13 protein-coding genes are annotated in these 14,397 nt (G+C 43.2%); 5 read left to right on the forward strand and 8 right to left on the reverse strand.

Translation table 11 applies throughout. The annotated features are described in order from the left end of the window. Positions 1–85 precede the first annotated feature (85 nt). From DXK30_RS09890 to DXK30_RS09915, 6 genes are all read right to left on the reverse strand, one after another. Complete coding sequence (locus DXK30_RS09890) at positions 86–619, reverse strand: M48 family metallopeptidase (protein WP_240314102.1); 534 nt, start codon at positions 617–619, stop codon at positions 86–88. A 216-nt stretch (positions 620–835) separates the two neighbouring features. Further along, positions 836–2,392 carry a DUF1513 domain-containing protein gene (locus DXK30_RS09895; RefSeq protein WP_114701576.1) on the reverse strand — a complete coding sequence of 519 codons (1,557 nt, stop codon included), beginning with the start codon at positions 2,390–2,392 and terminating at the stop codon, positions 836–838. 3 nt (positions 2,393–2,395) lie between these two features. Next, positions 2,396–3,547: an imelysin family protein gene (locus DXK30_RS09900; RefSeq protein WP_114701577.1), complete on the reverse strand. Its 1,152-nt coding sequence runs from the start codon at positions 3,545–3,547 to the stop codon at positions 2,396–2,398. Positions 3,548–3,616: 69 nt separating this feature from the next. Then, the gene (locus DXK30_RS09905) at positions 3,617–5,269 is read right to left on the reverse strand and encodes a di-heme oxidoreductase family protein (RefSeq protein WP_390178039.1); all 1,653 of its coding nucleotides are present in this window, start codon (positions 5,267–5,269) and stop codon (positions 3,617–3,619) included. Positions 5,270–5,555: 286 nt separating this feature from the next. Continuing rightward, positions 5,556–7,016 carry an imelysin family protein gene (locus DXK30_RS09910; protein ID WP_114701578.1) on the reverse strand — a complete coding sequence of 487 codons (1,461 nt, stop codon included), beginning with the start codon at positions 7,014–7,016 and terminating at the stop codon, positions 5,556–5,558. A 355-nt stretch (positions 7,017–7,371) separates the two neighbouring features. Further along, positions 7,372–8,028 carry an OmpA family protein gene (locus DXK30_RS09915; protein ID WP_057761553.1) on the reverse strand — a complete coding sequence of 219 codons (657 nt, stop codon included), beginning with the start codon at positions 8,026–8,028 and terminating at the stop codon, positions 7,372–7,374. Positions 8,029–8,403: 375 nt separating this feature from the next. Here DXK30_RS09915 and DXK30_RS09920 point away from each other — a divergent pair, with 375 nt between their 5' ends. The 5 genes from DXK30_RS09920 to minE all read left to right on the forward strand — a co-directional run bounded on the left by DXK30_RS09920 (position 8,404) and on the right by minE (position 13,136). After that, the gene (locus DXK30_RS09920) at positions 8,404–9,366 is read left to right on the forward strand and encodes an acyltransferase (protein ID WP_114701579.1); all 963 of its coding nucleotides are present in this window, start codon (positions 8,404–8,406) and stop codon (positions 9,364–9,366) included. 381 nt (positions 9,367–9,747) lie between these two features. After that, complete coding sequence (locus DXK30_RS09925; protein ID WP_227670772.1) at positions 9,748–10,845, forward strand: hypothetical protein; 1,098 nt, start codon at positions 9,748–9,750, stop codon at positions 10,843–10,845. Between the two features lie 71 nt (positions 10,846–10,916). Then, entirely contained in the window at positions 10,917–11,741 is an 825-nt protein-coding gene (gene minC, locus DXK30_RS09930) for a septum site-determining protein MinC (protein WP_114701581.1), read from the forward strand. A 289-nt stretch (positions 11,742–12,030) separates the two neighbouring features. Then, positions 12,031–12,843, forward strand: a complete 813-nt coding sequence (minD, locus tag DXK30_RS09935; RefSeq protein ID WP_057761560.1) for a septum site-determining protein MinD — start codon at positions 12,031–12,033, stop codon at positions 12,841–12,843. Positions 12,844–12,845: 2 nt separating this feature from the next. Next, a complete protein-coding gene (minE, locus tag DXK30_RS09940; protein ID WP_057762631.1) occupies positions 12,846–13,136 on the forward strand; it encodes a cell division topological specificity factor MinE in 291 nt (96 codons plus the stop codon). 85 nt (positions 13,137–13,221) lie between these two features. Here the strand turns inward: minE and DXK30_RS09945 are convergent, their stop codons facing one another. After that, entirely contained in the window at positions 13,222–13,749 is a 528-nt protein-coding gene (locus DXK30_RS09945; protein WP_114701582.1) for a cytochrome b, read from the reverse strand. A gap of 139 nt (positions 13,750–13,888) precedes the next feature. Beyond that, on the reverse strand, positions 13,889–14,386 hold the full coding sequence (locus DXK30_RS09950) for a hypothetical protein (protein WP_114701583.1): 498 nt from the start codon (positions 14,384–14,386) through the stop codon (positions 13,889–13,891). Between the last annotated feature and the right edge of the window lie 11 nt (positions 14,387–14,397).

Below are 14,397 nucleotides of genomic sequence, written 5' to 3' on the forward strand. Positions count from 1 at the left end.
GTTGCTCTGCATAATGAATGTTACACAGATGATATCGAGGTATTTATTAGGGCTATTTAGATGGTTAGATAGTTAGATGATACGTTTAATCCAGCTGCCCTGTCTTGCCCGCTAGCATGTTGTGCCATTGCAAATAATCTGGCATCGCTGTCGCAACCGTTTGCCAAAACGCTCGGCTATGGTTGGCATGATGCAAGTGGCACAGCTCATGAACGATTACGTATTCGGTGCATTCGATAGGATAGGCAGGAAGATAAACCGATAGCCAAAGTCGCTTTGCACGCGTATTGCAACTGCCCCAGTGTGTGTGCATTTTTTTTAACCGTATTTCATTGGCATAAGCGCCAACGATTGGCTGCCACTTTTCAAATAGTGCAGGTGCGATTTCGGAGAGTTGTTGTCGATAATAGGTGATTTTTTGATCGGGACTGAGCGTAAATGACTGCTCTGCACCCCATAATAAAACTGAGTTATTCGCAGCTGAAGTGTCAGACGACGTATTCTGTCTACGTTTGTATTGCTCTAATACTTGTGGGTGGTGTTGAATAGCCCAAGGCACCCGCTTAGCCACAGCATGCAACATTTGTGATGCGCTGACATGCATCGGTGCAGAGACCATCAAAGTATAAGGCTTTAAGCGAAAATTGATATTTTTAACACGCTTTTTACTGATGTTTAGCTCGATGCCTGCCTGTGCAAGCTGCTGTCTGACAGTATCTAAATTGGTGTCTAAGCTAATGCTCTACCTCCTTGGCTGACTATTACTGTTGTTCTAGTAATAGTCATTATTAATCGCCGTGCCTATTCGTCTGTCGCTCTTGCTTAGCGTCACTTATTATAACGCTTGTAAGTGGTTGTCATACGACATCATATGCAGTTGACTGTCTTTGATAATCCGCTCATGAGGTTCAACGTCGTTTACGTCCAACTTTACTTCTGGTAAAGCATTTACTCTTAACGCTGTTAACTGACCTTGACCATCACTGACAATAAATCCTGTCGGCTCGGTATGTTTATCAATTTTACTCATTGAAGCACTAGAATTGGCTAACACTGAAGCCCCTGCACAATCTGGCAGGCTTACATCATCAATCAGCTCTCGGGTATGCAAATCATAAATCGCCGCACAGCCACCAATCGGCGTGGTCACACACAGTAAGTTACGCTCACTATCTACCGCCACGCTAGCGATATATTGGTGAAAACGTTGCCATTGATTATTTGGCATGGTCAATGGAGTAAAGCTGCCGTCACCACGTTTATGGGTCAATACCAATGGGACATTGATATGTTTTTCACCTTGGAACTGAATACCGATCATCACTATGCCGTCATCGTGCATGGCTAAGTGGCGCACACTCATCTGATTATGCTCGGGAGTCACTTGCTCGAGCAGTGTGCCATCGTGACGATTCAAATAAACTAGTGAGGGTCGCATGGTATCTAGATTTAGCTCTTCGCGTGAGGCCTGCTCGGTTTTGATACCACCATTTGCAATGACGAGCGTTTCGCTATCAGGATGCATAATTAACTCATGCGGGCCGATACCATATGAGTCAAACTCTGCTACTTTTTGATAAGTATCATGGGCATCATAGATACCAATTTTACCTGCCAAACTCACTGTGTCGTTCTCGGTTACATAGAGCAAGCTGCCATCTAAACTGTAGCAAGCATGACCATAAAAGTGACGGTTTACATCAGCTGTAATCGCATGTTGTACTTGCCCATTTGATGTATTGAGTACCCAGAATTTTTCGCTTGGACGACGACCCATGACGACGACATCACGTCTCTGCTCGATAGTATTATGCTGAACTTCAGATACATTGACAGATACAGGCTGAACAACGATGTCATGGACGCGCTCAGGCATAGTCGTCTGCCAAACTATTTGTCTGTCAGCATCAATACCTACCACGCCAAAGTCATGCTCATTTTGGCTTGATGTGGCATGATCTTTTGGTAGTGATGCAACGCCACTGACCCAGCTGACTCGGCGCGCCAGCATCGTTGTCGTATGCACAGCAGCAAAGTCAGGCGTGTTACTTTTATCATCACCTACAGCATGATAAGCCTGCTTCCAGGTTGCCGCTGCTTGCTCACAAGCATAACGCAAGCGCGAAAGCTTCGGCGTTGAATCAGAACCAGCTCGTAATGCCTGCAACTGCGTACGGATACCATCTACATAATCCTGTAGACTGGCATCTGAATGCTGCTGCTTACGATAACGATGATGAATACCGACCAATGCTGCCGTACCCACTGCTGTCAGTACGGAAGTCGTCAAAAGCTCATGAATTGACAAAGTTCTCCCAAACTGATTAGACCTATTCATCTGGTCATGAGACTGGGCTGCTGACACTGCTGTACTCGCTTCGATAGTAGACATTGTCTAATCGCCATCAGTGCTGTTAAAGCCCACACGGATACCAAGTGCTGGGATTAACTGGCGCTTAATCAGACGAGTGACATCAGTCAGATGATCGTATAACGCTTGTTGATCATTCTTATTAGCCTCTGACAAATCTTCTGGCATTTGTGCTAACAATGCGCTTGTATCAGCCAATGCAGTCGATAAATTATCCGAAACTTTATTTTCGTCATTGCTACCAAGAATAGCCGTCAACACAGGGTCAGTCATGGCTTTATTAATCGTATCTAACTTAGCATTGATTATCGCGCGGCTCTGACCAGCAGTAGCAGCAGGCAAATGACCTTTTGCTTTACCTGTCAGACCGAGTGGCTGATCAATGGCATTAGACTTCATGGTCTCAATCAATGACAGTAGAGAGTTAATCCATTGATTTAAGCCTCTATCGCTTTCTGCTGTTTTGTCTATTGCCAATAAATCCGTCGCATTTTGCTGCCAGTTTTTCTCGATGTCTTTTAGACGCGTGCTTAACGCACTACTAGCGCTAATCACGTAAGCACACTGACCAGCGTCCAGACTTTCATTGGCAAACAACGCTTCTTCCAACCCTGGGACGCCCTGCACGATAGCACTCTCGTCAGCAAGTTTCTCTGGTGTTAGTGTTGGATTGGCAGCGATCAAATCAGCCACACTACTATGTACGAGTCCGCGCTCGTCAGGATAGTAGTTAATGTATAGGTTGCTCATGCTAGCAGTCGCAGGACCGAAGTTGACCATCTCAGCACTGGACCATGCTTGTGCCAATACTAGCCACTGTGCACGTAATGCCTGTAGCTCAGCGCCACTTACTGGGGCTTGGGTACAATGCTTCTGCGCTAATTCGTTCAACAGATCGCTTTGCTTGGCTGCATCAGCATACGCAGGAATCACGATATCGTCTGCCACATGCGCCAAGTACGTTTTTGCAGTCTCAGGGCTGATATCTACTGCAACGATTTGCTCAGTACTTTCTTTGCTGTTCTCTATTGAGCTGTCAGTAGCTGCACTGTCTTGCACAACTTTTTGGCTGTCTACATCTGCAGCTTTGTTATCATCGGCAGGTTTGACACAACTGATCAGCAGTCCAGCACTCAATGCAGATATCGCCATTGCCAAAGCGTGGTTTATTTTCATAGGTTTCTCGGTAATGTTATAGGTAGTAATTTATAGCGTTTCTATACTGATTTTATTATAGCGACTTTATTATAGCGACTTTAGGAACGCATTAAGCTCTGCGCGACCTTGTTTGTCTAACTTCAATACTTGTTGCTTTTGCTTTTCGGCTTCTCCGCCATGCCATAAAACAGCTTCCATCAACGTACGGGCACGGCCATCATGCAAAAACGTCGCTTGAGGATCAACTGTCTGCGCAAGTCCTACGCCCCAAAGTGCTGGCGTACGCCATTCATAAGAATTAGCTAAAAACTCAACTTGGGCACTTTTCGGTGGTAGCTTACCGGCAATCGTACGATCAGCGAGATCATCGCCCATATCGTGCAATAGCAAATCTGTGTAAGGATAAATCAATTGTCCATGCTGCTCAAGATGATCATCGTCGGTTTTTGGCAACTGATATCTTGGCGTATGACAGCTTTGACAACCCATGTCATAAAAACGCTTTTTGCCAGCTAGCACAAGCTTATCATCTGCATTACGGCGATGCGGTACTGCTAGATTGCGAGTATAAAACTCTACAAATTTCGCGACCTCATCATTTACTTCCACAGGTGATTTACCATTGCCCTGCTCATCAGCACCTGTCGCTGCATTTAAGCAAGCGGTCTGCGTTGGCATACAGGATTCATTAGGACGGATGTTCGACGTCAGACCCATGTCTTCATTAAAGGCACTTTGATTTTGGGTGATAAGTTTGGTTTGACCCGCTTTCCACCCAAATCGTCCAAGCGCACGCTTGCCCGTTTGCGGATCCATGACCCAGTTAAACTTACCACTGATATCGCTATTGCTACTATCGCTGGCTTGCTTTTTAATGTCATCGTCAGGTATTTGCTCTAGTAGCCCAAGCCCAATCATTGGTAGCGCCACACGCGGCGATACCATCATTTCATCGTCAAAAGCACCGTAACCAGGTTTGGTCAAATTAAACGTTGGCGCACGCAGCGTCTCTACGTATCCGTCAGCAAAGGTAACTGGTTTGTCTGTCCACTGCACCGCAATTCTTGCTTCAGCAGGCACGCCCTGAATACCGCGATCTTGTAGCTGCCCACCATACATAGGATGAACCACCTTTTCAATTAGCGAATCCTGTAGCTGTTGGTGCTGCTCATCGGTCGTCGCTGGCATAGACAGACGAATTAACAAACTATCAGCATCGTCATCGGCAGTCATCGGCGCATGACCTCGCCCATCTTTGACATGACAGGACTGGCAAGCGGCCACATTGAATAATGCACCCAGCCCATCACGACTATCAGTACTAGCAGGTGCAACGACCCATGGCTGCTTAAAGAACGCATTACCGATAAAGAACGACCCTTTACGAGAAGCTGCTAGATTCGATGAAGGCTTTGAGTAGCTTTCAGCACTGCTAATGCTAATACCAGAGTCACCGCCCTGCTTGATCTCTTGAGGGTCAAAGCTTACCAGTTGCTGCATCGGCATGCCTGCCAGGGTTTCTATATTTTTGGCATGTTCGGACGACAGCGATTGGCTGTTTTCACTGCCGCTTTCATTACTTGAGGCCTGCTCTGAAGTATCGTCTGAAACGCTGTCAGATGGTTGACACGCACTGATAGCCATTGCACTGGCGATAATTAGCGCAATCTTAGAGGGTATATGTCGTAGGGTTTGAGTAGCAAGATGAGAATCAGAGGGGTTAACATAATTGGCGTTCATAGAAATTAATTGCCTTAGCGCTAGAGTAGAACCATTAAAATTTTGTCATACCATCTCATTATATGTCGTCACAATCATTGCTTATCGACATATAATGAAATGGTACACTGGCCAATTGGCTTATTTAATGCTCGTAAAAATGCGTTGCCAACGGTGGCTGACAACGCACGTATTATATCTAATCTAAGTATCTAATAAACAGCGGTTACCGACCTATAACGACTAATAAAACGTCACAAAGCCAATGAAAGGCTTTTAAATAAGGGCCGCTAGCTTAAATTTTTTCTTAAAACTGTGACCCAGCATCTGCGTCTAAATTATCGATTCCAACGGCTTTTGCAGCGTTTTCGATACTGGCCGTCAGCTCTTGTAAACTAGTGATACCCGCTTCAACCCATCCACGACGGACGTTTTGTTCTTCAGCAGAGATACCTTCTTGGCTGGCTTGACCGACAGTTGCAATCATCTGGTCAATCTTGATGCCGTCTTTTTCGCCTTTTTCGACGATAACGTTAAACGCGCCTTCTACTTTGTTGAACTCAGCAGCCAATTTATCAGCAGCTTCTGTGTGGCCGTTATCCGTTAGATAATCTTTAATACCGTAGCCGCCCACTGTCTTACCAGCGACTGTTGTATAGCTACCATTAAAGACGTTTTGGATACCGCGCGCATTATTGGCATAGCTTAAATGAGTCAAATCACTAAAGCATTCGTGCTCATCTTCGGTAGAACCCGTAACAAAAGCGACCTGCATACGCTCAGACGCAAGCTCACCTAATGCTAGGCTACCCATTTGATACATAATTTGGCGCAGACCATTGTCATATTTGCGCGCTATCAAATCACTACGCAAAGTATTTTCAGTATCAGGCTGCCACTGTGCTTCCATCGCGGTCAAATCATCAACCAATAGTTGAGTTGCAGCAGTTAAGAATTTCCCGCGGCGCTCACAGATACTGGCATCTTCATTGACGGTCTCACCACTAGTACACTGTCCGGCTTCAGTCACATAATCAGTGACTGGGCGATTACCTGCACCTTCTTTTACGCCATTGTTGTCCTGACCCCATAGCATAAACTCAATCGCATGATAGCCAGTCGTTACGTTGGCTTCACTACCACCGATTTCATTCATTTCTGCAAGTAGCTCAGGCGTAATCGTACTGGTATCTTGCTTGATACTACCCACAGTAATGCTGTCGCTATTGATGATGTTCTCTTGGCTGTTATATTCGCCTTCATAGTCATCACCAACATAATCAATCAGTGCTTCATCAAGTGGCCAAGCATTGATCTGCCCTTCCCAGCTATCGATACTGTTGATAGCACGTTTGTCATTGGCAGTCACAAAGCCTTCATCAAAACGGAAAATCTCAGTTTGTGAATATGGTTGGCGCGCTGCTTTATAGGCAGCCTTTGCAGCATCAAGGTTTTCTTGTGTTGGAGTGGCTACATAAGTTTCTACCGCAGTTTGTAGCGCTTTAGCCGTGTCCAACGAGTCTTTATAAGCGGCGTGTGCCATATTTGCATAACTGATAATCAATCTATCAATATGTGCTTTTTCGGCAGCAGTCATCTCTGTATTATCAGCCGTCTCTGTGTTTGCTACTTCTGTTTGTGTTTCTGTCGCAGCATTGGTGTCTTCATCGGCTTGCTTTGTACAACCCGACACCATTAACAATCCTGCAAGTGCAACAGCTAAAGTAGTTGGTAAAAGCTTACGGCTCGTTACTGTGGTAATCGTCATACATATCCTCAAGAAATATAGCAAAAAATTCGTTTTGGTTAAGTAGCCTCAATTATTTTGATAATCAAGCCATGTTACAGCAGGCTATCTTAGCCATGCACATTGATTCTCAGTGCGCACGATAAGACGTTTAATATTGCATCAATAGCAAACACTGACAAATTATAGTGTTATTGATAATCATTATCAATATTTAATTTAATATTAACTATATCTATCAATCATCACTGTTTTATTCAAACTGTAAACACAAAAAAAGAGCCAGCATATTGCTGACTCTTTTTGAAATATATATGCTCAAATATCTAGCACATACTTAATAGCTATATAGCTATTTATTAGTTATAGCTATTTATTAGTTTACGCTCTGTGGTGCGTTAACTGTTAGCTCAACACGGCGGTTTTGACCACGGCCATATTCAGTGTTGTTGTCTGCGATTGGACGTGACTCGCCATAAGCAACAACGTTTACACGGTTTGAAGCAACACCGCGAGCTGTTAAGTAGTTAGCAACTGAGTAAGCACGATCACGTGACAGACCCATGTTATAAGATGCTGAACCTTTGCTATCAGTGTGACCAGCGATAGTAATTGTGTTTTGGTTATACTGGTTCATCGTTGAAGCAAGCTTATCAAGCGTTGGCTTGAATGATGAGCTAAGGGTTGCATCATCAAATGAGAACGTGATGCTACCTGGCATAACCAAATCAATGTTACCAGTGGTTGGGTTCTGCTCAACAGTTACGCCTGTACCAGCCATTTGCTGCTCAAGCTGACGAGCTTGACGCTCCATGTAGTAACCAACGCCTGCACCTAGTGCTGCGCCGATAGCCGCATCACGACCAGTTTTGTCGCCGCCTGTTGCTTTTGAAATAGTTGCACCACCTGCTGCACCAACTAGACCACCTAGAGCAGCTTTATTTAGACGCTGTTGTCCAGTGTTTGGATCTGTTGTACAACCGCTAAGTGCTAGACCTGATGCTACTGCTGCAATCATTAAAGTATTACGCATAATATTTCCTCTTAAGTTTAAAGAATTGTGCTTTTTATAAAGATTGTCCGTTAATCTTTTTTAAGTACTTATCTACATTCCCCATTATTATGGCAACTACAACCTATCTCTGTGTAATATTTTGTCATACCTATGTATGAGAAGTGCAGGTTATATTTCAATGATTTTATAGGTCAAATCTTCGCGCCTTGCTACCACTAGTCACGTTTACAACCGTACACTACAACATGTTTCTGCTAAAATTATATTGCTGAGTTTGTCGGCTTTAAATAGTCATGATTTAAAGCTTTACGTTCATAATATTCTTGACTTGACTAGGACAGATTCAGCGACATACGGCTTATTATTAATCAGATAGACTGAAAAGGATTGAGCATGCGATTGACATCTACCATTCGAAAAATGCATAAACGTTCGCCTAAACTAGGCAAAGCTGTGTCGCTTGCAACAGCCACTGGTGTCATCGCCGCCAATAGCTTCGGTGGTAGTATTCCTTTATGGCTAATGGGCGTTGGTAAGGTCATTACTGGCGCCTCTATTGCAGACAAAGCCGTTATCAAAATTGCTACTCACTGGATCAGTAGCAACAGTGCCTTAATCGACAATATGCTGCCTCGCAAAGATTGGCGTATCAATCTACCAGATGATATTCATATTAATGGTAAATACCTATTGGTGAGCAACCACCAATCATGGGTCGATACCAGCATCGTGCAGTATATTGGCGAAAAACGTTTGCCGCTTACGCGATTTTTTACCAAGTTTGAGCTGATTTACATCCCTATCGTTGGTCAAGCTTTTTACTTTTTAGATTTTCCAATGATGCGCCGCCATTCAAAAGAAGCCATCGCCAAAAACCCTGCGCTAAAAGGCAAAGACATCGAAGAAGCTAAACGTGCCTGCGCCCTACTAAAAGACAAACCGTTTATCTTATTAAACTATTTGGAAGGGACTCGTTTCACTAAAGCCAAACAAGCTCAGCAAAAATCGCCTTATACGCACTTATTAAAACCTCGTGCAGGCGGACTATCACTGGCTATTAGCGCACTAGGTGAGGATATCGATGGCATACTAGACATGACAATCGTATACCCTGATGGTGTGCCAAGCTATGGGGATCTTTGGAAAGGCAATATCAAACGTTTGGGCGTTGACTTGCGCTACATCGACATACCGAATACGTTGTTCGAAAGTATCAAGCAAGGTGGCTACGAAAATGACGAGGATACAAAAGCTCAAATGTTCGACTGGGTTGAACAAGTGTGGCGTCAAAAAGATGAACGAATTAGCACTATGTTGGCAGACTTTGAAACCAATCCTAAAACGCAAGATGCCTAATGAGGATACTCAGCAATACTAAACTGGCTGACTGTTAGACCTTATAAAATACCAAGCACAGTCTATGCAAGCGTATTAAGTAGTAAATATCAATGTAACAAACGTTAATGTGATAAGTATCGAGCACGAGTTGAAAAGTTATAGGGCAATAAAGTTACGGGAAAAAATGTCACAATAGTCATATCTTACTTATGATGCTTACTCTTAAAACAGCCATGCATCATAAGTAAATTTTAATCAAAGATGGGTTGTTTTTTAGCCTTATTCATTGATAATGTGACTAATCATGAACTTATAGATTTTCGATGTCTACTTTGATAGTAAATGGTAGTAAATATCGAATTCTGACCCATTCTTTGTGCCATTTATTACTTATAAGGTATGACTGTGCCCACCTCTACTACTAGCTCGCCGTTAGCTACCGAATCTGTTTTGAGTCAGCCTCCTTATCCAATAAGTGATGAGCCACCAAAACCTAACCATCCAAAGCCGAGTCGCTTTAAGCTCACTTACGATATTGTCATGATTATTGCCATCAGTATTGATCTGCTATTGATCAGTATCGATGCTATTTTGATGAGCAATTTTAGTAGTAATGCTGCAGAATGGCTAACCATCAGTGAAGCGCTCAATTGGTATCAAACAACCCTACATGATCCTCTACGCACTGCTGGAGGTTTTTTTACTATCTTTTTGGTCGTTGAGTTGCTGTTGCGCTGGGCGATTGCCATCAAACGAAAAGTCTATTATCGCTGGTTCTTTTTCCCATTCGTTCATTGGTACGAAGTATTAGGCTGTTTTCCGCAGCTACGTGCTTTGCGACTGCTGCGAGCGGTCGTTATTGGACGACGTCTATACCAGCTTGGCTATCAAGTACTACCACAGACGTGGATCAACCGAATCAAGTTCTACATTGACCTACTGTTAGAAGAGCTCTCCGATCGCGTTATTTTGACAGCGATACAAAACTTTCGACAAGAGCTAACCAGTTCAGACACGCATAAATCATTCATCGAGTCGACGATTGCAAAAAATCGAAATGAGATTGAAGCGGCCGTACTATCGGTACTGCGTACAGAGCTTGCACCGAAGCTGCAGGAACTGACTGCCTCATCAGGTGGTGGCAGTATATTGGCGAGCGAAATGGGTAGTGCTATTGAAGAAGGGCTGGCCAACACACCTGAGTTGCGCCGCTATCTACGCATGATACCTATCGCGGGCAGCCTGATTGAGTCACAGCTGCATCACATCGGGCACAATATCGGTGAGAACGTCGTAAATGCATTAAACAAGCGACTTTTAGACCCTAAGCGCTTGGATGTATTGATGATGGAAATTGCTAGCGGTATTGCGCAAATAGATACCAATAATACAGCGCTAGATACTTTAATTTCTAGTATCATTGATGACAGTTTGACTGCGTTTGAAGCGCAGGTAAAAGTACAGCAATGGAAGCACCAAGATATGCTAAATCTATAGTTTAGCTATCTAATAGCATGATGTAATAAGAGACATAATACCGTGACAGAATTATTTTTAAGGGTTTGTATATGACAGTTTCAGCTAACGATAACCAGACTGCACCAGCGCTAGCTTTCTATGGCAAGATGCTGACGTTTTCACGCGTACAGTTTAGTACAAGCGACTTAGCAGCTATAGAAGCTCAGCTAACTGAAACGCTCAGCAATAAATCGAGCAATATTCCTATCCTTATTGATAGTGACGTTGAGCAGGATTTATCAGCACTAGTAGAGCTGTTATGGGCATGGGGGTTACAGCCTATTGGCGTGGTAACAGGTATGCTTGATGCGCAAGCACGTGAGCAGCGCTTAGCGATATTTCCAGCAGATGGTAAGCGTATTGAACGTATATTACCAAGTAAAAAAGCGCCTACTCCTACCCAACCATCACCAGAGAGTAACAACGCCGAAACTGTTAGTGCTAATAGCGTCGATGATACTTCTACCACGAGCGAACCTGCTACTGAAACGACACTATCTAATATGCCCACCGAGACATTGGTAAGTACCCAGCATATTACTAGCTTAATCTATGATCAAATGCTGCGTTCAGGACAAAGCCTCAATCACGTTGGCGGCGACTTGATTTTGACCAGTAGTATCAATAGCGGCGCTGAAGCAATTACTGACAATAGCTTGCATGTATATGGCCGTGCACAAGGGCGTCTGGTGGCAGGCGCAACAGGGGATAAAGATGCCCGTATATTCTGCCAAGTATTTAATCCGTCATTGGTGTCAGTAGCAGGAACCTATTGCTTACGAGACAATTTACCTGAGCATGTCATCGACAAGTCGGTACAAGTAAAATTTGTAGAAGGCGAAGGCTTAGTATTTACTGTGATGGATGAAGCTTAAGACGCCATTAAAAATAATACACCATGAAGTGACTTTATAGAAAACTAAGGTAGTTAAGCTGCTCTATTCAACAAGCCAAAAACCATAGTTATAACCCTACCAATACCACGCAGAGAGGCTAATTGAGCGATACATAGGTTGTTTTTCTGCTTTAGTATCGAGCTGCTATAAATTTTTGTTTATTTATGCTAGGCTAGCTTCGAAGATAGTGTATATATGTTAGGTAAATAACATGTAATTTTGCTATTTATATAAAAGATATCCCATTGATTCATAGGAGTGTGCCATTGTGGCGAAGATAGTTGTAATCACTTCAGGTAAAGGCGGTGTGGGTAAAACCACGACAAGTGCTTCTTTTGCCGCTGGTTTGGCGTTACGTGGCTATAAAACAGTTGTTATCGACTTTGATGTAGGTCTACGTAATCTAGACTTAATCATGGGTTGCGAAAACAGAATTGTTTATGACTTCGTAGATGTCATCACTGGAAACGCGCGCTTGTCGCAAGCACTTGTCAAAGACAAACAGCTTGAAAACCTGTATATCCTGCCAGCCAGTCAGACGCGTGATAAAGATGCACTGACAGACGAAGGGGTATCAGAGGTAATGGCTGAACTCTCAAAGCAGTTTGACTATATCATTTGTGACTCACCTGCTGGTATTGAGCGCGGTGCACAGCTAGCGATGTACCATGCGGATGAAGCTATTATTGTCACTAACCCTGAGATCTCTTCAGTGCGTGACTCAGATAGAATCATCGGTATTCTGCAAAGTCAGACGAAAAAAGTAGAAGAGAACCAAGGGACTGTTCGCGAGCATTTGATTATCACTCGTTATAATCCTGAACGTGCGGCTGCCAATGAGATGATGGATATCGATACTATCTCAAATGATATCCTAAAAGTTCCACTACTTGGGGTTGTTCCTGAGAGCCATTCCGTGCTTGAAGCGTCCAACCATGGCGAACCAGTTATTCATTATACCGACTCTGTTGCTGGTCAATGTTATGAAGACATTGTCGCCCGTTTCTTGGGTGAAGAGCGTCCACTACGTCATATTGACGTGAAGAAAAAGAGTCTATTACAGCGCTGGTTTGGGGGATAATGATGACTAAGAAAAAAGGATTTTGGAGTAGCCTATTTGGTACTGACGACAACAGTAACGCAGGTAGTGCAAATTTAGCAACTGAGCGCTTAAAAGTTATCGTTGCTAGCGAAAACAGATTGAACAATCGCTTAACGGTTGATCGTATCGAGAAAATGAAACGTGAAATCTTAGAAGTTGTGAACAAATACGTTAACGGTGTGCAGATTGATGATGTCAATATTAACCATCGTTCTGAAGACAGCTTAGATGTGTTAGAGATGAATATCAATTTACCTGAGCATAAGAAATAACGTTCTAACAGTACGTATTTCTACAATGAATAAAAAAAGCCCCAAGTTTGATACTTGGGGCTTTTTAATGTTTATCGATTACAGATTATTTCATACGGGCAATAAGATTGTCTTTTTTGACAAACTGATGGTATAACGCGGCTGCTATATGCAAGACCGTAAAACCAATAATCATCGGCCAGATAATCTCAGTATGCAAGTTATTGTAAAAACGAGCCAAACCTCTATCTGGGGTCACTAATACAGGGATCTGAAAGATACCGAAAATATCAACCGGTCGACCGCCATATACTGCCATCAGTAAGCCAACCATTGGCATAGCAATCAGTATGGCATAGAGAGCAAAATGTGACAGCTGAGATATGAGCATTTGCCATTTTGGCATGGCTAACGGTGGTGGTGCCTTAGTAAAAACGCGGTTGATGACTCGGGCAATCATCCAAAATAACAAGCTCACGCCGAACGCTTTATGATATCCAATAAACAGATTGCTATCTAAATTTTCATATAGCAGGATCATTATCCATGTGGCTAACAGTAAGGCTGCACTAATCCAATGAAAAATACGGCTACTAACCGACCACTTTGATACATTCGAGTTGGCATTATTCATGAGTGACTCTACTACCTTTATCAGGAATTATCTCTAATCAATTTTATAAGCCAGTTAATAACTCTTCAACAGATGAAGTCATTAACGTTACTGGCTTACTATTTATAGAATGGAGAATACCTTAAATACAGGTGAGAATCTAGCTATCTAAATGAATCAGGTGATAGGCGATTTTGTCCAAATCTGGCACTAAGTAGATTTCATCATCAATCATCACTGTTTGGTATAGGTAGGATGAGACGTCATTTTTATCGAAATATTCTTCCCTATCTTCGCCATTAGTAGTACTAAACTGTTCAGATGTCTCTACATCTTTCACTTCAGAAATTCGTGCTTGCAGCTGACGCAAGTTACCTGCTGTCTGTAAAGCAAAACGATGATCAGTCGTATTACCTTCTAAAACAACCATCTTTTCTGGAATCTGATCTTGCATTAGCAAATTAAATACAGCTAAATCTTGTTGTTGCCAGTCGTATCTAGAAACCTGATGCTGGGACTCATCCACACTCAAAATTAGGCTGCTTGGAATGATCCAGTCCGGCTGGTTAGCTGCCGGAACGATGGTGACGTCAAGCATACCGTTATTGGTAGTCAACAGACTCACAGCCTCAAACGAATGTTTCAAAATTTGTTTCATACGTCACTCGC

It is taken from the genome of Psychrobacter proteolyticus (assembly GCF_003350005.1).
Taxonomy (GTDB): domain Bacteria; phylum Pseudomonadota; class Gammaproteobacteria; order Pseudomonadales; family Moraxellaceae; genus Psychrobacter; species Psychrobacter proteolyticus.